The organism is Dehalobacter sp. MCB1, from assembly GCF_003590275.1.
Taxonomy (GTDB): domain Bacteria; phylum Bacillota; class Desulfitobacteriia; order Desulfitobacteriales; family Syntrophobotulaceae; genus Dehalobacter.
The window spans coordinates 33,196-50,973 of the sequence record NZ_LXPC01000012.1; the positions used below are offsets into that span (position 1 = coordinate 33,196).

Genomic DNA, 17,778 nt, shown 5'->3' on the forward strand with positions numbered 1-17,778 from the left:
GATGAAGTTTGGGTTGAAGTCATGATGGAAATGGGGGATTTGCATTGGCAGCAGTCATTCTGATCGGAACCCAGTGGGGTGATGAAGGAAAAGGTAAAATAACGGACTTTTTGGCCGAAAAAGCCGATATGGTAGTCAGATATCAAGGAGGAAATAACGCCGGACATACAGTTGTAATTAATAAGGAGACTTATAAACTCCATCTGATCCCTTCAGGGATCTTTTATCCGGAAAAGGTCTGCGTAATTGGCAATGGCCTGGTTATTGACCCGAAGGTGTTGATTGAAGAACTTGATTATCTCAAAGACAAGGGCGTAAGTACAGACAACCTTAGAATTAGCGGTAATGCCCATGTGATCATGCCCTACCATCGTATTCTTGATGTCCTAGAGGAAGAGTATAAGGGAGACCAAAAAATTGGAACAACCAAACGCGGTATCGGCCCGGCTTACAAGGATAAAGCTTCCCGTACCGGAATCAGGGTATTGGATTTCCTAGATAAAGACGAGCTGACAGCGAAGCTGCAATATAGCCTTAAAGAAAAAAATCTGCTGATTACAAAGGTGTATGGACAGGAAGCACTTAGCTATGAAGCTGTGCTTCAGGAATGCCTGGAATATGCGGAGAGGATCCGGCCTTATGTCCGTGATTCTTCCCTTGAAATCAACCATTTCTTAAGTGACGGGAAAAAGGTCTTGTTTGAAGGCGCTCAGGGAACACTTTTGGATTTGGACCATGGAACGTATCCTTATGTAACTTCTTCCAACCCTATAGCCGGCGGAGCCTGCATTGGTGCAGGAGTAGGACCAACCCGGATCAACAAGGTTGTCGGGGTTGTTAAAGCCTATACGACCAGGGTCGGCGAAGGACCTTTCCCAACGGAATTGACCTGCCAAACAGGGGAACTTATCCGGGAAAAAGGCGGAGAGTATGGGACAACAACCGGACGGCCGCGGCGCTGTGGCTGGCTGGACGCTGTCATTACCCGTTATGCGGTGCGGATCAGCGGCATTTCTGATTTTGCGTTTACCAAACTGGATGTCCTGACAGGAATGGACACGTTAAAGATATGTACAGCTTATCGCTACAAAGGTGAAGTTCTTCATGATTTCCCGCAAAGTTTGAAAGTCCTCTCCGAATGTGAAGCGATCTATGAAGAAATGCCGGGCTGGCAGGAAGATCTGACGGAGATCAGCGAATATAGCCAGCTGCCGGAGCAGGCCAAGAATTATATCCACCGCTTGGAAGAGCTGACCGGGGTTCCAGTTACCATGCTCGCTGTCGGGCCTGGCCGCAATCAAACGATTACGCGGGGTAATATCTTTTAAGGATTTTGATAATGAATCTGAATGTACTTTAATTTTTCCACATTAACGCCTGGTATCTTGGATGTCAAGGGTTATTAAAGTTTTACTTGACAGTCCGGGGACTGAAATGATAAAATCATGAATTGTGGCCTGGGCCATTAGCTCAGTCGGTAGAGCACCTGACTTTTAATCAGGGTGTCCCGCGTTCGAGTCGCGGATGGCTCACCAAAACTCGATAAAACGCTTGTGTCTTAACGGATGCAAGCTTTTTTATTACCCATCAAAATACCATACAGTATAATGTAATACCGGCAATTGAAGGATACACTATCTTTAAAATAAAAAATTTTAAAAAATTTAAAAAAGTTCTTTACTATTTGTCGTGTTATCTGTATAATACAGAAACATGAGCAAAAAAATTGGGTGAAACCATTATAGATGGTTCACAAATGTATCGCCTATGGCCCGTTGGTCAAGCGGCCTAAGACACCGCCCTTTCACGGCGGTAACACGGGTTCGAATCCCGTACGGGTCACCATATTTTTAAATTAAGCTGAGTTTCGATAGATTGGTAATCGATCACGCCTCGGTAGCTCAGTCGGTAGAGCAGAGGACTGAAAATCCTCGTGTCGGCGGTTCGATTCCGTCCTGAGGCACCATACGCTCCTGTAAAGCGAGTTATTAACGGTTTTTGCTGTTAAGGACTCGTTTTTGTTTTTGCCGCAACTTTACACACATCCTTTCGGATGGATCCCCATAGATTATAACAACGAACATAGATGGGGGGATTTAGGTGCGCGTACTTAAGATTGGAGTCAGAGGAAACGATGTGATGGAAGTTCAGGCTTTGCTCAAAAAGCTGGGCTACGATCCGGGGACGGTAGACGGGGTATTCGGAAACAATACAGAGCAAGTGGTCGAACAGTTTCAGGCAGCCAGTGGTCTCCAAGCAGATGGAATCATTGGTCCAATCACGTATCAAAAGCTTCTGCCGTTATTGAACGGCTACATCATGGTTACAGTTGCTGCGGGAGATACATTGTACCAGATTGCCAACCGTTATAAAATCAATACTAAGCGGCTTTTAGCAGCAAATCCCGGGATCAGTTCTGACAATATAAGAGCAGGACAACAGTTGACCGTGCCCTATGCTTTTGATATTGTCGATACAAACCTCAATTACACCTACGAAATCTTGCAGCGGGATATTGCCGGGTTACAGAAACGCTATCCTTTCTTGGAAACTGGGGTTGCCGGAAAAAGTATTATGGGACGGAATCTTTACTATCTGAGGCTGGGTAATGGACCGAATCAGGTATTTTATAATGCGTCACATCATTCACTGGAATGGATTACGACAGTTGTGCTGATGAAGTTCTGTGAAAACTATCTAAAAAACTATGTGGATGGAACTTCGGTCAGGGGATACAACATAAGAGAGATATGGGGTCAAAGTTCAATTTATTTAATCCCTATGGTGAATCCAGATGGTATTGATCTGGTCTTAAACGGACTTCGGATAAATCATCCATTCTACACATCTCTTCTAAAATGGAATGAAGGCCGAATAAATTTTGGCCAGGTCTGGCAGGCCAATATTCGTGGCGTAGATCTAAACCACAATTATGATGCATCCTGGCAGTTGTCGAAACAAGCGGAAGCCAGTCACGGAATAACCGGGCCTGGCCCGACCAGATTTTCAGGGACAGGACCGGAATCCGAACCTGAATCCAAAGCAGTTGCAGATTTTACGAGAAATCATAATTTTAGACTTGTCCTGGCCTACCACAGCCAAGGCAGGGTGATCTACTGGAATTACAGAGGTCTGGCTTCGGCTAGGGACCGGCAAATTGCACTCAGTTTGGCAGAAAAAAGTGGCTATGTGCTGGAAGAAGCGACCGGAATAACATTGTATGCAGGCTATAAGGATTGGTTTATTGAAAAGTACCGGAGACCGGGCTATACGGTTGAGGTTGGATTTGGCCGAAATCCCCTGCCGATTTCCCAATTCGCGCAAATCTATCGGGAAAATGAGGGAATGTTGTTACTGGCGGCACTTGCTACTGTGGGCTAAGAAAAAGGATGACAAAGTGCTGAAACTGGTAGTGTAGGAGTACCTAAAAGTGTATTAACCTTAAAATAAAGCCTGCACCAAATTGGGGTAGAGTCAACTGAGCTAGTAATATCGTCGAAATTGTAAAAATTAAACTTATAATCTTGCCTAGTATTAAATTTTGAAGTATAATAATGCTTACCCGACAAAGGTACGCCATGCTCCTAGAACATGCTAGGAAGTCTAAAGCCTTGAAATATCATGCGGAAGTGGCTCAGCGGTAGAGCATTGGCTTCCCAAGCCGAGGGTCGCGGGTTCGAATCCCGTCTTCCGCTCCAATTTAAGAATATAAGGCCAGTTTTAAGCTGGTTTTTTTATCGGAAAAGCTAATTAATGGTATTTTAGCGGGACGCATGTATAATAAAGATTACACGAGGCTTTAGTGAGGCGTTAAGCCGAAAGGAGCTGAAAGAAAAAGAATGTTATCTGACTCTAACAGCCGAATGTTTCGCAAGAAGGGCAAGCTCAAGAAAATTGTAGCAATTTTGTCGATTGTGATCATGACAGCAGTATTAGGCGGATGCAACTCATTGGAAGACGCGGTGGTGAAAGCTAAACCGCTTATTCCCAAGGGATATAACCTGGTGCATATTGAACAAGTCAGTGACAATTCCGGAATCGTGTTTTACACATTTGAAGAAGAATTAAGCACAGGGATATTTACGAAAAACAGTTTTGGCTGGAAATGGACAGGAAGTGCGATTGGCAAGCTTGTTACTTATCCCGATGGCCTACAGTGGCGATATGCGGATCTTGGAGAAGGCGGCACCCAATATTCAGTCTATTATGGCAAGGTGACGAATAAGGATATTGTACGTGTAAGTGTTACGACGACCGATGGGGAAAAGGTTCAGGGGAAGGTTGTTAACACCGATCAGCTGAGACTATGGTATGCATTTGTCAGTGAACCGCAGGTCCCATCGGTAAGCGCAGATATCACCGGATACTCCGCTGAAGGAAAGGTCATCTACTTGTTCAGTCAGCCTAAACAATAATAAGGAGGATACACATGGCTAAACATATTCAGACAGTCATTAAGGGGAACTTAGCTTCAACAGCTAAAACCGGAGGATGCGGAAAATGCCAGACATCTTGCCAATCGGCTTGTAAGACTTCTTGTACAGTTGGCAATCAGGTTTGTGAAAAATAACAGGAACATTATAGAAGACAGACGGTTATTTATAACGGGGTTCTGTAAAAAAGCTTGGCGTCAGCCAAGTTTTCTTTTTTCATAAAGGTATTTCAATGGTATAATTGTTCTGAAAACTATTACGATGGGTAGAGGATACAGAAACATGAAATTAAGGAACTACAATATAGCAAAAAATGTACACGTGTATACGCAAGGGAAACTTCAGATTGCCTACGATGTCAATTCAGGGTCGCTTCATGTGATCGATGACAAGACATATGCTTTTATTCAGGAATTGATAACATATCAGCAGAAAAACAGTTTGGAAGATTCAGAAGAGATGTTGGACAGTTGCGGGTATAATCTTTCTTCTGAAGAAAAACAGGAAATCCTGGCAGAATTGAAAGTGCTTCAGGATCAAAAGCTGTTGTTTTCTTGCGAGCCCGAAGAAACAGTACTGTCGTTTTCTGACCGGCCGGTGATCAAGGCGATGTGCCTGCACGTTGCGCATGACTGCAACCTGCGCTGTAAATATTGTTTCGCGGGAACAGGACCTTTCGGCGGCAACCGCGAATTAATGAACGTTGAGACAGGCAAGAAAGCGTTGAAATTTTTATTGGATCACAGCGGAGACCGGGGGCATTGCGAGGTTGATTTCTTTGGCGGCGAGCCGCTGATGAATTTGCCGGTTATCAGGGAATTGATTGTTTACGGCAGGGAAATAGCCGCTCAGGCCGGTAAAAAAATCAAGTTTACGCTGACAACGAATGCAGTTTTGATGAATGAAGAAACCACCAGATTCTTGGAAGACGAAGGAATCAGTGTTGTACTGAGTCTGGATGGACGCAAGGAAGTAAACGACAGAATGCGGCCTTTCCTGAACGGAGCCGGAAGTTATGACCGGATTATGCCGCAGATTCTTAAATTTACGGAAATGCGGTCGGAGACATCGCGTTATGCTGTTGGCAATTATTTTTATGTCCGGGGAACCTATACACATTTCAATAAAGACTTTTACAAGGATGTCCTGCATATGGCGGACAGCGGCATCCGAAGGATCTCTGTGGAGCCGGTGGTAGCTTCTCCGCAGGAAGTGTATGCTTTCAGAGAGGAAGATTTGGCAGAAATCAAAGAAAGCTACGATATTTTAGGAGAAAAAGTACTGGAATATCGCGAGGCAGGGAAAGAATTTGTCTTTTTTCACTTCAATGCAGGTCTCGATGAAGGGCCTTGCCTGATTAAGAGGCTATCGGGCTGTGGGGCCGGACATGAGTATGTAGCCGTTTCGCCGGAGGGGGATATTTACCCCTGTCACCAGTTTGTCGGACAGGAAAAATATAAAATGGGATCTGTGAATAATCTGAACTGTGAACTAAAGGAAGAAATTGTTCAGTCCTTCCGCCAGGCGCAGGTCTATGCGAAGGAAGAATGCCGCGTCTGCTGGGCACGCTTCTCATGCAGCGGCGGATGCCATGCAGCCAATGAAGCTTTCAGCGGGGAACTGACAAAAGTGTATCCGATGGGATGCGAGCTGCAGAAGAAAAGGCTTGAAGTCGCATACTATCTTAAAATCATGGAAGCCAGGCAAAGGGTTCTTGTTTAACAAGAGAACCCTGGCACAAAGGAAGAGCTTCTTTGACGCTATTGTTTCTAAGGAGAGATTAACTAGCCTTCCTATTATTGATAATAGGAAGGTTGCAGGTTAGGAGAAAGAGAAAAAATGAAAAAAAAAGTTCAAAAAATCACCGTAGGTATGATTATAGGGATCATCTGCATTTCCCTTATTGGATCAACATTTTATGCAATTTCCCTTCCGGGGTCTGATAATACGGAAGATACCCAGGGCCAGGAAGCGTTGGAGCAGGAATACAATCAGCGGAAGCAGGCCGTCGTGGAACTCAGCGCAGCACTCGAAAAGAACCCGGAAGACGTCGGAGCGCAGCTGGCTCTGGCCGACGCTTATTATCGTAAAGCGAGTACAACAATTGAGCTTAACGATGAAGAATACCAGGAAGATCTGCAGAATGCAATAACGCATTACCAAAAGGTCCTGGCACAGAAAGACGACAATGATGTAAGGTTAAAACTTGCAATATCCGCATTCCTTTCACGTGATTCTGATCTTGCGGATGAAACATACAAGGAATTAATCGAAAAGGAACCGCAAAATGTGGATGTGCTGTATTGGTATGGGATGTTCCAGTTTTACAGCAAAGAAGATTACAAGAAGGCCGAGCAGTACTGGCAGACGGCGTTGAAATACAATACGGATGAAAAGATGAAGACCAAGCTCGAGGAAATGATAGCAAGAGCTCAGGACATTGAGCCTTAGACAAACGAGCCAGAGACAAGTAACGACAGACATGTTAATGACAGAATGAGTAAGCGCCTGAATCACAGATCGGGAAGGTGAACAGATGTATTTTGCAACACTGGCCAGCGGCAGTTCCGGTAATGCCATATGTGTAGGGGAAGAAAACAGGAGTCTGCTTGTGGATTGCGGCATTGCGGCCAAGAGAGTGCTTACGAACCTCGAGATGATTGATATCACCGCTCTTCAGCTGGAAGGTATCATCATTACCCATGAACATTCCGACCATGTCAAGGGAGCCGGCGTGCTGGCCCGCAAGCTGAAGATTCCCGTCTATGCGACAGCCGGAATTTGGCAGGAAATTGAAACGGTGGTTGGGGATATTGATTCTGAACAGAAAAGAATTATTGATCGGGACATCTTTCTTGCGGGTATGGAGGTAAAACTCTTCCCGACTTCCCACGACAGCAGGGAAAGCTACGGTCTTAAAATAACAGGTAAAACGCATACGCTTGGCATAGCGACTGACAGCGGCATTGTTACGGAAGAGATGCATCGGAATCTTCGGGGCTGTAATGCCTACGTCGTCGAGGCAAACCACGATTTGGAAACACTATGGCACGGAAGATATCCGTACTATTTGAAGAAAAGAGTCAGCGGAAATGCTGGACATCTGAGCAATGTCCAGCTTGCTGAGGCCTTGACGGAATGGCTTGGTGAAAATACGCAAAAAGTCGTGCTTGCTCACTTAAGTGAAGAAAATAATACGCCGCAAATGGCGCTCAGTACAGTCGTGGAGATGCTTCGGGATTCGCAGGTTAAGAAAAAATGCGCGAATCTAAAAATCAGGGTCGCACCAAGACATTGTCCGCACGAACTTATTACACTGGGATAGTATGTCAAGAGAACATAACTGACAGACTAAATTTAAGGTAGACATGATACATACTGGATAGGAGGAATGTCAGATGGATGATTATAATGACCGGGACGATTTCGGACGAAGGAGTGGGAAACCCCGTATTGTTTCAACAGTTTTGCTTGCTGTCATCAGCGCAATTCTGGGAGGCTTGATTGCTGTCGTCCTTGTTCCTGCGGTATATCCTCAAGGCAATTATTTGGAGGGCGGTAATAAGGTTGTCGTTCAGCAGGCAGAAAATCCCCCGATTACATCCTCGAGTACTGCCGGTGGAGAGTCACCGGTGGTTAATATTGCCAGCACAGTAGGGCCTGCTGTCGTAGGTGTGGCCAACTTTCAGTATAGCGGGAATATTTTTGCCGGCAGCAGTGATGGACTCAGTGAAGCAGGAAGCGGTTCCGGCTTTATCATCAATGCTGCCCATGGCTATATTGTTACCAACTATCATGTCATTGGAGATGCTGAAAAAATTATAATTTCGCTTGCCGATGGTCGGGATGTTCCTGGAACGCTTGTCGGCGGTGATCCGCGGACCGATCTTGCCGTGCTCAAAATTGACGGTACGAAGGAACTTGCGGCTGTCCAGCTCGGAGATTCCGCAGCGTTAAAAGTCGGAGAATCTGTTGTTGCGATCGGGAATCCGGGAGGCCAGGATTTTGCCCGTACAGTCACAGCCGGTGTGGTATCAGCGACAGACAGGTTTCTTCAGCTGCAGGGGGAAGCCAGCTTCAATCTGATTCAGACGGATGCGGCGATTAACCCAGGCAACAGCGGTGGGCCGCTCGTCAATTACAGCGGCCAGGTTGTCGGAATCAATTCAGCCAAAAACGATACCCAGGGCTTTGAAGGTATGGGGTTTGCGATCCCAATTTCCGATGCGCTGCCTGTAATTCAGCAGCTCATTGAAAAAGGATTTGCGAGTCATCCGGCTTTGCAGATCAATATCGACGACCGCTACACGGAGGAATATGCTTCATTCAAAGACTGGCCGGCAGGCTGCTATATCGCCAGTGTTGAAAACGGTGGGGCGGCAGCTAAAGCCAGTATCCAGGCCGGAGATATCATTACGGCCATTAACGGAACAGCCATAACCAATTCTCTGGAGCTGACACACGAACTCTTTAAATACAAGCCGGGAGACAAAGTATCTGTCAGCTATTTCCGGGGTGGCAGCACGTATAAAACGGATGCGGTCCTCGGAGAAATCAGATCAGAATAGAGTAGCCAGAAACTAGAAAGGTCGAACGAATCAGCTATAGGAAGACATTCGACTATATCAGCTAAAGACTGCCGCCAAAAGCTTGGCGGCAGTCACATTTTCTATAGGGATAGGCGTTTTTCCCGGTATTCTCATACAATAATAAGGACGAGATACTAAGCAGGACGAGACACAGGACCGGACAGAAAAAGTTGCTATTTTGTTACACAGATGAAACCTGATATAATAAAGTTTGATACAAAAAAATATTAAAACGCTGTTTTTTATAGATTGAGCAGGTTGTTTAAACAGAAGGAGACAGGTGAATGACGAAACAAATGCATATCGGACTGGATGTCGGTTCGACCACCGTCAAAATTGCAATACTTGATGAAAAAGATAACTTGGTTTTCAGCAGCTACCAAAGGCATTTTTCAGATGTCCAGCATACAGTCAGCAACCTCCTGCAAAAGATTTACAGTCAGTTCCGCAATGAAAAAGTCACCATGAACGTGACAGGTTCAAGCGGTATGTCCACTTCCGAACAGATTGGGATTCCTTTTATTCAGGAGGTCATTGCCTGCCAAAAAGCTGTTGAACGATTTATTCCGGATACGGATGTCGCGATAGAGCTGGGCGGCGAAGATGCCAAGATCACATATTTTGGGGAATCGCCCGAACTCAGGATGAACGGTACCTGCGCCGGCGGGACAGGTGCGTTTATTGATCAAATGGCCATCTTGCTGAAAACCGATGCTGCGGGTCTCAATGAACTGGCTTCGCATCATCAGGAGATTTATCCGATTGCTTCGCGCTGCGGGGTTTTTGCTAAAACAGATATTCAACCGCTCTTAAACGAAGGTGCGGCCAAGGAAGATATTGCCGCCTCGATTTTTCAGGCTGTCGTGAATCAGACCATTGCGGGTTTAGCCTGTGGCAAACCAATCCGGGGCAATGTGGCATTTCTGGGCGGACCGCTTTCTTTCCTGCCTGAACTGCGCCAGCGCTTTATTGAGACCTTGAAGCTTAAACCGGAAAATATTATCGTGCCAGATAATGCTCAGTTTTTTGTGGCGATTGGGGCAGCCCTGGCTTCGAAACAGAGTGAAGTCTGCGATCTTCACGTGATCTATGAGAACATCCCGAATCTGCATAATTCGGATTCGGCCACTACCCTCCTCCAGCCTTTGTTTGCCAGTGAAGAAGAGTATGAAGCCTTCAGTCAAAGGCATCGAGGAAATTCCGTCGCGAAGAGACCGCTGGCAGAAGTCAGGGGAACCTGCTTTTTGGGTATCGATGCCGGATCGACCACGACGAAACTGGCTCTGATCGATGAAGATGGCAATTTACTTTATTCCCATTATGGAAGTAACGGAGGAAGTCCGTTAAAATCTACGGTTTCTGCTCTGCAAAAGCTTTATCAGGCTTTGCCGTCCGGAGCTACGATTGGCGGTTCCGTCGTGACCGGCTATGGAGAAGCCCTGCTAAAGGCTGCCCTCAAAGTTGATTACGGAGAAATAGAAACGGTTGCCCACCTTAAGGGCGCCGAATATTTTCTGCCCGGTGTTGACTTTATCCTCGATATCGGTGGCCAGGACATGAAATGCATGCAGATCCGCGACGGCGTTATTCATAATATCATGCTGAATGAAGCATGTTCTTCGGGCTGTGGGTCATTTATCGAGACGCTGGCCCAATCTCTGAGTTTATCTCTCTCAGAATTTGTGCAAAAAGGTTTATTTTCGAAGACCCCGGTCGATTTGGGTACCCGTTGCACCGTATTTATGAATTCCAAAATCAAACAGGTTCAAAAAGAAGGCGCGGATATCGGCAGCATCGCGGCCGGGATCTCGTATTCAGTTGTCAAAAATGCGTTATACAAAGTCATCCGCCTGCACAATTCTTCCGAAGTTGGTAAGAAAATTGTTGTTCAGGGCGGAACGTTTAATAATGATGCTGTTTTAAGAAGTTTTGAACGTGTCACGGGCCGCCAGGTCATTCGTCCGGACATTGCCGGTATCATGGGCGCGTTCGGAGCAGCTCTTATTGCCCGCGACCATTATCAGGCCGGAGAACAGACTACCCTGCTTGGTGAAAATGAACTGGAGGATTTCCTTACGGAGACCCATACGCGCCACTGTGGCCTATGCGGCAATAATTGCCTGTTGACGGTCAACCAATTCTCGGACGGCAGGGAGTTTCTGACAGGAAACCGCTGCGAGCGCGGAGCCGGACTGGAAAACACCTCTGAGGATATTCCGAACCTTTTTGCCTATAAATATGAGCGTCTATTTGCCTATAAACCACTCAAAAAGGAAGAAGCAACCCGTGGCGAAATCGGGATTCCACGGGTCCTGAATATGTATGAACATTATCCGTTCTGGTTTACGCTGCTAACGGAGCTCGGTTTCAGAGTTATTTTGTCCGGCCGCTCCTCAAAAAAGATATTTGAGCTCGGCATGGAGACCGTAGCTTCTGAGTCGCTGTGCTATCCGGCCAAACTGGCCAACGGGCATATTAAGGACCTTCTGAACAAAGGGGTCAAGCGGATTTTCTATCCGTGCCTTCCGAGAGATGAAAAAGAGCTGGCTGGCGCCAATAATAATTACAACTGCCCGATTGTCACTTCTTATCCGGAATCTCTTCATGCCAATGTGGATGAAATAAGGAACAAAGAAGTTGCATTTATTTTCCCGTTCCTGCCGATTGATGATATGGCGCGTTTAAAAGTTCGGATCTATGAAGAATTTAAAGCGATGGGTATAACACGACAAGAGGCAGCAAGTGCTGTAGATAAGGCTTTTGCCGAAAGAGATGCTGTTCGCCAGGACCTCAGAAACAAAGCGGAAGAAGTATTGGACTATTTGCAAAAGAACAACCTGAAAGGCATCGTACTTGCCGGTCGGCCGTATCATACCGATCCGGAGATCAACCACGGGATTCCAGAGATGATTACCGGTCTGGGGATCGCTGTGCTGACTGAAGATTCTGTCGCTCATCTTGGTCAGGTGGAAAGGCCTCTGCGCGTCCTCGACCAATGGGTCTACCACTCCAGGCTGTATGCGGCAGCAAGTTTTGTGGCAACCAGGGATGACTTGGAACTTGTCCAATTGAATTCGTTTGGCTGCGGACTGGATGCCGTCACCACGGATCAGGTTCAGGAGATACTGCATCAGTACAGAAAGACCTATACCTTGGTTAAAATTGATGAGATCAATAATCTGGGTGCTATTCGTATCCGGATACGGTCATTGCTCGCTGCAATGAAGGAAAGAGACAAAAAAGAAATTCATGCGCATAAGCTTTTTGAGACACCTAAAAGAGTCATGTTTACAGAAGAAATGAAGCATGAGTATACGATTCTTTCTCCACAGATGGCACCGATCCATTTTGAACTTATTGAAGAAGCTACCCGTTTGGAAGGCTATAAGATAGAGATTCTGCCTGATGTCGAGATGGATGTCGTCGAACAGGGACTTCTGCATGTGCATAACGATGCCTGCTATCCGTCAATCTTAGTTGTCGGTCAAATTATGGCGGCACTGAAATCAGGCCGTTATGACCTGAACAAGACGGCAGTCATCATGTCGCAAACAGGCGGCGGCTGCCGGGCCAGCAATTATATTGGCTTTATCCGTAAAGCCTTAAAAGATGCCGGCATGGAACAGATTCCGGTTATTTCCCTTAATGCCGGCGGTCTCGAATCCAATCCCGGGTTCAAACTTTCCATGAAGATGATCAAACGTTGCGTGATGGCTACGGTTTATGGCGATCTGCTGATGCGCGTAACTAATGCCATACGACCCTATGAGAAAAATAAAGGAGAAACGAATGATCTTCTGGCCAAATGGCTGAAGAAACTAAAGCCGACCCTGACTGCGATGAACCTGCGGGAATATCACCGAAATATCCGCCGAATTATCAAGGACTTTGATCATATTGAGATCCTGGATGTTAAGAAACCAAAGGTCGGGGTGGTTGGGGAGATCCTCGTCAAATTTCATCCATTTGCCAATAATTTTATTGTGGATGTTCTGGAAAAGGAAGGCGCCGAAGCCGTTCTGCCGGATCTGATGGATTTCTTTATGTACTGTGCGTATGGAACAATATTCAGAAGAAAAGAACTCGCTGGCTCACTGAAAAGCGAGCTTATCAGCCGCTATATTATCTGGCGATTGGAAAACTACCGCCGGGTAATGAAACGCACTTTGGCAAAGAGCAACCGTTTCCATCCTCCCAAATCGATTTATGAGTTGGCCGATATGGCCGGCAAGATCATGCATCTCGGACATCAGACCGGTGAAGGCTGGTTCCTGACCGCAGAAATGCTGGAACTGATAGAAAGCGGAGCAACAAACGTTGCCTGTCTGCAGCCGTTTGCCTGCCTGCCAAATCATATCACGGGTAAAGGGATGGTCCGCGAACTTAAACGGCACTACCCGCTGGCGAATATTGTGCCAATCGATTACGATCCGGGTGCCAGCCAGGTGAATCAGATCAACAGAATTAAACTGATGCTTTCAGTCGCTTTCAAAAATATGGAGAGGTCGGAAGCACTCAATAATGCCAATACGAACGATAGAAACAAAATGAATAACAACGCCGGGCAAATGCAATCTGCACCCGGCGAGGAAGCGGCAGCTTTGCATAACACTGAAGAAGGTACAGAGCAGTCGTATTCCGAACAGAAGATTATATAACAAAAAACCTCTTCAGTATTGTAGGCTGAAGAAGTTTTGAATATTTATTGAAGTAGATTAGGAATACTAAATGAGTCCGTTATTCTATTTCATCTGCTGTTTGGCATAGGCGATCATTTTTTTGACCATCTGGCCGCCGATCGGGCCTCCTTCCAGACCATTCTGTCTGGCAGTAACATCGCCTTTATAGTGATCGTTATTTTCCCTTACAAAATCAAGATGGCCGATTTCAGCCGCAGCCTCCATTTTTAGATTCTGCAGCAGCTTTTTTTTGCTTTCACTTGTTTTACTCATTTTTTTTCACCTCCATCAATATTATTGACACTTTTGAAAAAAATCTTCATTGTAAATAATCCAATATCAGAGAGATTTAACCTTCAAGTTTTTGATTGCAAATGTTTGGACGCAAACATAGTGACTGGAGTTGGAGAAAACATGCTGCAGATCAAAGTTCTAGCGGTAGGGAAAATCAAAGAAAATTATTTAAAAGAAGGGCTGAAGGAATACGCCAAGCGTCTTAGCGCGTACATCCGGCTTGAGATGATTGAAGTTGAGGACGAACCATGCCCCGAAAGGGCATCAGCTGCCGACGAAGTAAGAGTAAAACAGAAAGAAGCTGAAAAGGTTCTTAAATTAATTTCACCTCAGGATTATGTGGTTTTGCTGGATCTTCTGGGGAAGGAACTTTCTTCACCCGAACTTGCCGTTTTGTTTGATGAAAAAGGGCTTTCAGGCCAGAGCCGGATCACTTTTGTGATTGGCGGATCTCTCGGTACGGCAGATGAAATCCGAAAACGCGCCGATTACCGGTGGTCGTTCTCGAAGCTTACCTTTCCGCACCAGATGATCAGGCTTATCCTGCTGGAGCAGATTTACCGGGCGTGCAAGATTAGCAAAGGGGAACCCTACCACAAATAGAATTGATGGAGGTAAAGATACTTCAATTAATATGTTCAAGGCTAAAGTAAAAATAATATTGATTCCTTGTCGAAAGAGCGATATAATGAATCAGGATTAAAACTGAATAGGCAGAACAGGTGTTGAATGAAGCTGATAAGCGTATCATTCAATGAATAAGGAAAGTCGGGTAGAAGCCCGCGCGGTCACGCCGCTGTGAAAGTGGAGTTCTTCAGGTATACCACTGGGAAACTGGGAAGGTCTGAAGATCGATGATGCTTAAGCCAGAAGACCTACCTGTTTTAGTGTCTCACCATATACTCTACGAGTGATAGAGAGGGGGATGTATGTGCAAGACTACCGAGGAAAACTTCCTAGCATATGAGCCTCTCGACGTAAGATGTTGAGAGGTTTTTTGTTTCATATCTTATATAGGAGAGTTTGACGATGATAAATAAAAAGATTTGGATAATGGGTCTCGTACTTATGTTTATGTTCTTGCCCCAGCAGACATATGCCATGCATATCATGGAGGGCTTCCTTCCTGCGGGTTGGTGTATTACTTGGGGTGCTTTGGCAATACCTTTTGTTCTGGCTGGTTTTTTTTCTATCAGAAGAACTGTTGGAGAGCATCCCAAAACATTAATGCTTTTGGCGATGGCAGGTGCCTTTGCTTTTGTTTTGTCTTCCCTGAAGATTCCTTCCGTTACAGGAAGCAGTTCGCATCCTACAGGGGTTGGTTTTGGCGCTATCTTGTTCGGACCGACCGCAATGGCCGTAATTGGCTTGATCATACTGCTGTTTCAGGCTGTCTTACTGGCCCATGGCGGATTGACAACATTGGGGGCAAATACTTTTTCGATGGGCATTGTGGGGCCGCTGGTAGCTTTTGCTACATACAAAATGGTGAAGAAAGCAAATGGACCGCAGTGGCTTGCTGTGTTTCTCGCTGCCGCACTTGGGGATTTATTGACTTACGTCACGACATCGGTGCAGCTTGCACTGGCGTTTCCAGCTGAAACAGGCGGCGTTATGGCATCACTTACCAAGTTTCTAGGTATTTTTGCCTTAACGCAAGTACCATTGGCGATCAGTGAAGGTATTTTGACTGTGCTGATATTTAAGGCGATTTCATCCTATGCAGGGGATGAGCTTAAAGACTTAAAAATACTTTCAAAGGAGGTCTGAAAGTGTCTGTAGAAACGATGAAACCGAAGAATAAAAATCGGGTTATCATCACAAATATTATTTTAATTACGATTGTCATAGCGCTTGCCGTTATACCCCTCATTGTGCAAAAAAATGCGGAGTTTGCTGGGGCTGACAGCCAAGCTGAACAAGCTATAGCAGAACTTAACGGGAATTACCAGGCCTGGTTCTCACCAATTTGGGAGCCGCCTAGCGGAGAAATTGAAAGCTTGTTGTTTGCGCTTCAGGCAGCTGTCGGAGCAGGTGTTTTGGGCTACGGGTTAGGTTATCTGCGGGGTCGTAAGAAAAAGGAAGAATCGGTAAACAATGATTTACATCGATAAATACGCTTATTTATCCAGGCTTAAACAAACGAATCCATTGAAAAAGCTAGTCTTAGCCGTTTTGGTTTTGGGGGTCTGTCTCTGGGCTGATTCCGTTGCGGTGTCAATCTTGACGCTCCTGATCATGGGCTGGTATACCGTTTGCAAAGGCGGTACACCTGTTAGAATTTTTATTAGACTTATGCTTGTCCCACTTTCCTTTTTAGTGATCGGCGTTTTAACCATTGCGGTCAATGTTTCAGGGGACAAAGATGTTTTTGTATTCTCTGTATATGCATTTGGCATGTATATCGGGGTGTCGCAGTCCGGTATTTTAAGTGCGGCAAATCTGTTTTTTAAAGCGCTTGGCGCGGTTTCCTGTCTGTATTATTTATCGCTGAGTACACCAATGGTAGACCTGTTGGCAGTTCTTCGGAAGCTTAAAGTTCCAAGACTGATGGTTGAATTGATGGGACTGATCTACCGGTTTATTTTTGTATTTTTAGAAATGGCAGACACCATGTTTACGGCGCAGAATTCTCGCTTGGGCTATGCGGGGCTTTCCTCCGGATACCGTTCATTGGCGGCTCTGGCTTCGTCACTTTTTATCCGGTCTTATCAGAGGGCGGATGAACTGTATATTGCGCTTGAAGCCAGGGGATATGACGGTGAGCTCAGTGTGATCCATGAGCAGGCGGAGACCCATTGGACAGAATATATTCCGATTATGCTGATTAACCTATTCCTGATTGCAGTTGCGCTGTTTTCCAAACAATGGACAGGAGGCTTGCTATAATGGCCGAAAATGGCTTGATTGAAAATGTGGAGGCTAAAAATATCTTGGAAGTCAGAAATCTCCACTACATCTACAGTGATGGAACCCAGGCCTTAAAGGCCCTGTCACTTGGGATTAAACAGGGGAAAACGACAGCAGTCCTCGGAAGCAACGGTGCTGGAAAATCAACGTTGCTGCTTTCCTTTAACGGCATCAATAAGCCTTCAGGCGGCGAAGTCCTATTCAAGGGCCTGCCGCTGGATTATTCAGTAAAAGGTCTCAAACAGCTTCGAAAATCTGTTGGCATTGTTTTTCAGGATCCGGATAAGCAGTTGTTTTCAGCCAGTGTCTATCAGGATATCTCCTTTGGAGCGATGAATCTAAAGCTGCCTGAGGAGGAAGTCCGCAGAAGGGTGGATCTAGCCATGAAGAGAACCGGGATATCCCACCTGAAAGACAAGCCTACACACAGCCTCAGTTTTGGCCAGAAAAAACGTGCAGCCATTGCCGGCGTTCTGGTGATGGAGCCGGAAGTGCTTATTTTGGATGAACCGACTGCAGGGCTTGACCCACTCGGAGTCAGCGAGCTAATGAAGCTGCTCAGAAAACTGCAAATTGAGCTGAATTTGTCCGTTGTGATCTCAACGCATGACATTGATATTGTCCCGCTTTACTGCGATTATGCGTATGTAATCGATGACGGCAGGCTTGTAATGGAAGGTACGCCTCAGGAAGTGTTTTCGCATCCGGAGGAAATCAGAAGGATTAATCTCAGACTCCCAAGAATTGGGCATCTTATGGAAATCTTGCACGATAAAGATGGCTTTGAATTTGCCCAGCCTGCCAATACCATATCTGAGGCCAGAAAAGCTTTAATTAACTGGAAAGATACAAACTGATTGAAGGAATATAAAA

Annotated in this window: 15 protein-coding genes, 4 tRNA genes and 1 riboswitch; of the genes, 18 read left to right on the top strand and 1 reads right to left on the bottom strand. The window is 45.7% G+C overall.

What is annotated here, in order from left to right; all coding sequences use genetic code 11:
* Positions 1-44 precede the first annotated feature (44 nt).
* The 13 genes from A7K50_RS08000 (at position 45) to A7K50_RS08060 (ending at position 13,680) form a co-directional block, all read left to right on the top strand.
* Complete coding sequence (locus tag A7K50_RS08000; RefSeq protein ID WP_119775462.1) at positions 45-1,328, top strand: adenylosuccinate synthase; 1,284 nt, start codon at positions 45-47, stop codon at positions 1,326-1,328.
* Between the two features lie 131 nt (positions 1,329-1,459).
* Positions 1,460-1,535 (top strand) — tRNA-Lys (locus A7K50_RS08005).
* Between the two features lie 234 nt (positions 1,536-1,769).
* Positions 1,770-1,845: transfer RNA gene (locus A7K50_RS08010), tRNA-Glu, on the top strand.
* 45 nt (positions 1,846-1,890) lie between these two features.
* Positions 1,891-1,966: transfer RNA gene (locus A7K50_RS08015), tRNA-Phe, on the top strand.
* 134 nt (positions 1,967-2,100) lie between these two features.
* Entirely contained in the window at positions 2,101-3,381 is a 1,281-nt protein-coding gene (locus A7K50_RS08020) for a M14 family zinc carboxypeptidase (protein ID WP_119775463.1), read from the top strand.
* 242 nt (positions 3,382-3,623) lie between these two features.
* A tRNA-Gly gene (locus tag A7K50_RS08025) sits at positions 3,624-3,698 on the top strand.
* A 165-nt stretch (positions 3,699-3,863) separates the two neighbouring features.
* Positions 3,864-4,415 carry a hypothetical protein gene (locus tag A7K50_RS08030; RefSeq protein ID WP_119775942.1) on the top strand — a complete coding sequence of 184 codons (552 nt, stop codon included), beginning with the start codon at positions 3,864-3,866 and terminating at the stop codon, positions 4,413-4,415.
* Between the two features lie 14 nt (positions 4,416-4,429).
* Positions 4,430-4,570, top strand: a complete 141-nt coding sequence (scfA, locus tag A7K50_RS08035) for a six-cysteine ranthipeptide SCIFF (protein WP_019224921.1) — start codon at positions 4,430-4,432, stop codon at positions 4,568-4,570.
* Between the two features lie 145 nt (positions 4,571-4,715).
* On the top strand, positions 4,716-6,155 hold the full coding sequence (gene scfB / locus A7K50_RS08040; RefSeq protein ID WP_119775465.1) for a thioether cross-link-forming SCIFF peptide maturase: 1,440 nt from the start codon (positions 4,716-4,718) through the stop codon (positions 6,153-6,155).
* A gap of 117 nt (positions 6,156-6,272) precedes the next feature.
* Entirely contained in the window at positions 6,273-6,884 is a 612-nt protein-coding gene (locus tag A7K50_RS08045) for a tetratricopeptide repeat protein (RefSeq protein ID WP_119775467.1), read from the top strand.
* Positions 6,885-6,969: 85 nt separating this feature from the next.
* Complete coding sequence (locus A7K50_RS08050; protein WP_119775468.1) at positions 6,970-7,758, top strand: MBL fold metallo-hydrolase; 789 nt, start codon at positions 6,970-6,972, stop codon at positions 7,756-7,758.
* Between the two features lie 73 nt (positions 7,759-7,831).
* Positions 7,832-9,001, top strand: coding sequence for a trypsin-like peptidase domain-containing protein (locus A7K50_RS08055; RefSeq protein ID WP_119775470.1), 1,170 nt, complete (start codon positions 7,832-7,834; stop codon positions 8,999-9,001).
* Positions 9,002-9,306: 305 nt separating this feature from the next.
* A complete protein-coding gene (locus tag A7K50_RS08060) occupies positions 9,307-13,680 on the top strand; it encodes a 2-hydroxyacyl-CoA dehydratase (protein WP_119775471.1) in 4,374 nt (1,457 codons plus the stop codon).
* 84 nt (positions 13,681-13,764) lie between these two features.
* On the opposite strand, the gene A7K50_RS08065 is transcribed toward A7K50_RS08060, so the two are convergent.
* Positions 13,765-13,974 carry an alpha/beta-type small acid-soluble spore protein gene (locus tag A7K50_RS08065; RefSeq protein ID WP_119775473.1) on the bottom strand — a complete coding sequence of 70 codons (210 nt, stop codon included), beginning with the start codon at positions 13,972-13,974 and terminating at the stop codon, positions 13,765-13,767.
* Between the two features lie 144 nt (positions 13,975-14,118).
* On the opposite strand from A7K50_RS08065, the gene rlmH reads away from it, so the two are divergent.
* The 5 genes from rlmH to A7K50_RS08090 all read left to right on the top strand — a co-directional run bounded on the left by rlmH (position 14,119) and on the right by A7K50_RS08090 (position 17,762).
* Positions 14,119-14,598, top strand: coding sequence for a 23S rRNA (pseudouridine(1915)-N(3))-methyltransferase RlmH (gene rlmH / locus A7K50_RS08070; RefSeq protein WP_199698273.1), 480 nt, complete (start codon positions 14,119-14,121; stop codon positions 14,596-14,598).
* Positions 14,599-14,698: 100 nt separating this feature from the next.
* Positions 14,699-14,893: riboswitch (cobalamin riboswitch) on the top strand.
* A 131-nt stretch (positions 14,894-15,024) separates the two neighbouring features.
* The gene (locus A7K50_RS08075; RefSeq protein WP_119775477.1) at positions 15,025-15,765 is read left to right on the top strand and encodes an energy-coupling factor ABC transporter permease; all 741 of its coding nucleotides are present in this window, start codon (positions 15,025-15,027) and stop codon (positions 15,763-15,765) included.
* Between the two features lie 17 nt (positions 15,766-15,782).
* The gene (locus A7K50_RS08080; RefSeq protein WP_199698274.1) at positions 15,783-16,109 is read left to right on the top strand and encodes an energy-coupling factor ABC transporter substrate-binding protein; all 327 of its coding nucleotides are present in this window, start codon (positions 15,783-15,785) and stop codon (positions 16,107-16,109) included.
* Positions 16,093-16,884: a cobalt ECF transporter T component CbiQ gene (cbiQ, locus tag A7K50_RS08085; RefSeq protein ID WP_119775480.1), complete on the top strand. Its 792-nt coding sequence runs from the start codon at positions 16,093-16,095 to the stop codon at positions 16,882-16,884. Before A7K50_RS08080 ends, cbiQ begins: the two co-directional genes overlap by 17 nt.
* Positions 16,884-17,762, top strand: coding sequence for an ATP-binding cassette domain-containing protein (locus A7K50_RS08090; RefSeq protein WP_119775482.1), 879 nt, complete (start codon positions 16,884-16,886; stop codon positions 17,760-17,762). Before cbiQ ends, A7K50_RS08090 begins: the two co-directional genes overlap by 1 nt.
* Positions 17,763-17,778 lie beyond the last annotated feature (16 nt).

Excerpts from the sequence above, each read along its gene's own strand:
- A7K50_RS08045 (WP_119775467.1), top strand. The coding sequence starts at position 6,273 with ATGAAAAAAAAAGTTCAAAAAATCACCGTAGGTATGATTATAGGGATC.
- scfA (WP_019224921.1), top strand. The coding sequence starts at position 4,430 with ATGGCTAAACATATTCAGACAGTCATTAAGGGGAACTTAGCTTCAACA.
- A7K50_RS08065 (WP_119775473.1), bottom strand. The coding sequence starts at position 13,974 with ATGAGTAAAACAAGTGAAAGCAAAAAAAAGCTGCTGCAGAATCTAAAA.
- A7K50_RS08080 (WP_199698274.1), top strand. The coding sequence starts at position 15,783 with ATGAAACCGAAGAATAAAAATCGGGTTATCATCACAAATATTATTTTA.
- A7K50_RS08090 (WP_119775482.1), top strand. The coding sequence starts at position 16,884 with ATGGCCGAAAATGGCTTGATTGAAAATGTGGAGGCTAAAAATATCTTG.
- scfB (WP_119775465.1), top strand. The coding sequence starts at position 4,716 with ATGAAATTAAGGAACTACAATATAGCAAAAAATGTACACGTGTATACG.
- cbiQ (WP_119775480.1), top strand. The coding sequence starts at position 16,093 with ATGATTTACATCGATAAATACGCTTATTTATCCAGGCTTAAACAAACG.
- A7K50_RS08060 (WP_119775471.1), top strand. The coding sequence starts at position 9,307 with ATGACGAAACAAATGCATATCGGACTGGATGTCGGTTCGACCACCGTC.
- A7K50_RS08050 (WP_119775468.1), top strand. The coding sequence starts at position 6,970 with ATGTATTTTGCAACACTGGCCAGCGGCAGTTCCGGTAATGCCATATGT.
- A7K50_RS08075 (WP_119775477.1), top strand. The coding sequence starts at position 15,025 with ATGATAAATAAAAAGATTTGGATAATGGGTCTCGTACTTATGTTTATG.
- A7K50_RS08030 (WP_119775942.1), top strand. The coding sequence starts at position 3,864 with ATGTTTCGCAAGAAGGGCAAGCTCAAGAAAATTGTAGCAATTTTGTCG.
- A7K50_RS08055 (WP_119775470.1), top strand. The coding sequence starts at position 7,832 with ATGGATGATTATAATGACCGGGACGATTTCGGACGAAGGAGTGGGAAA.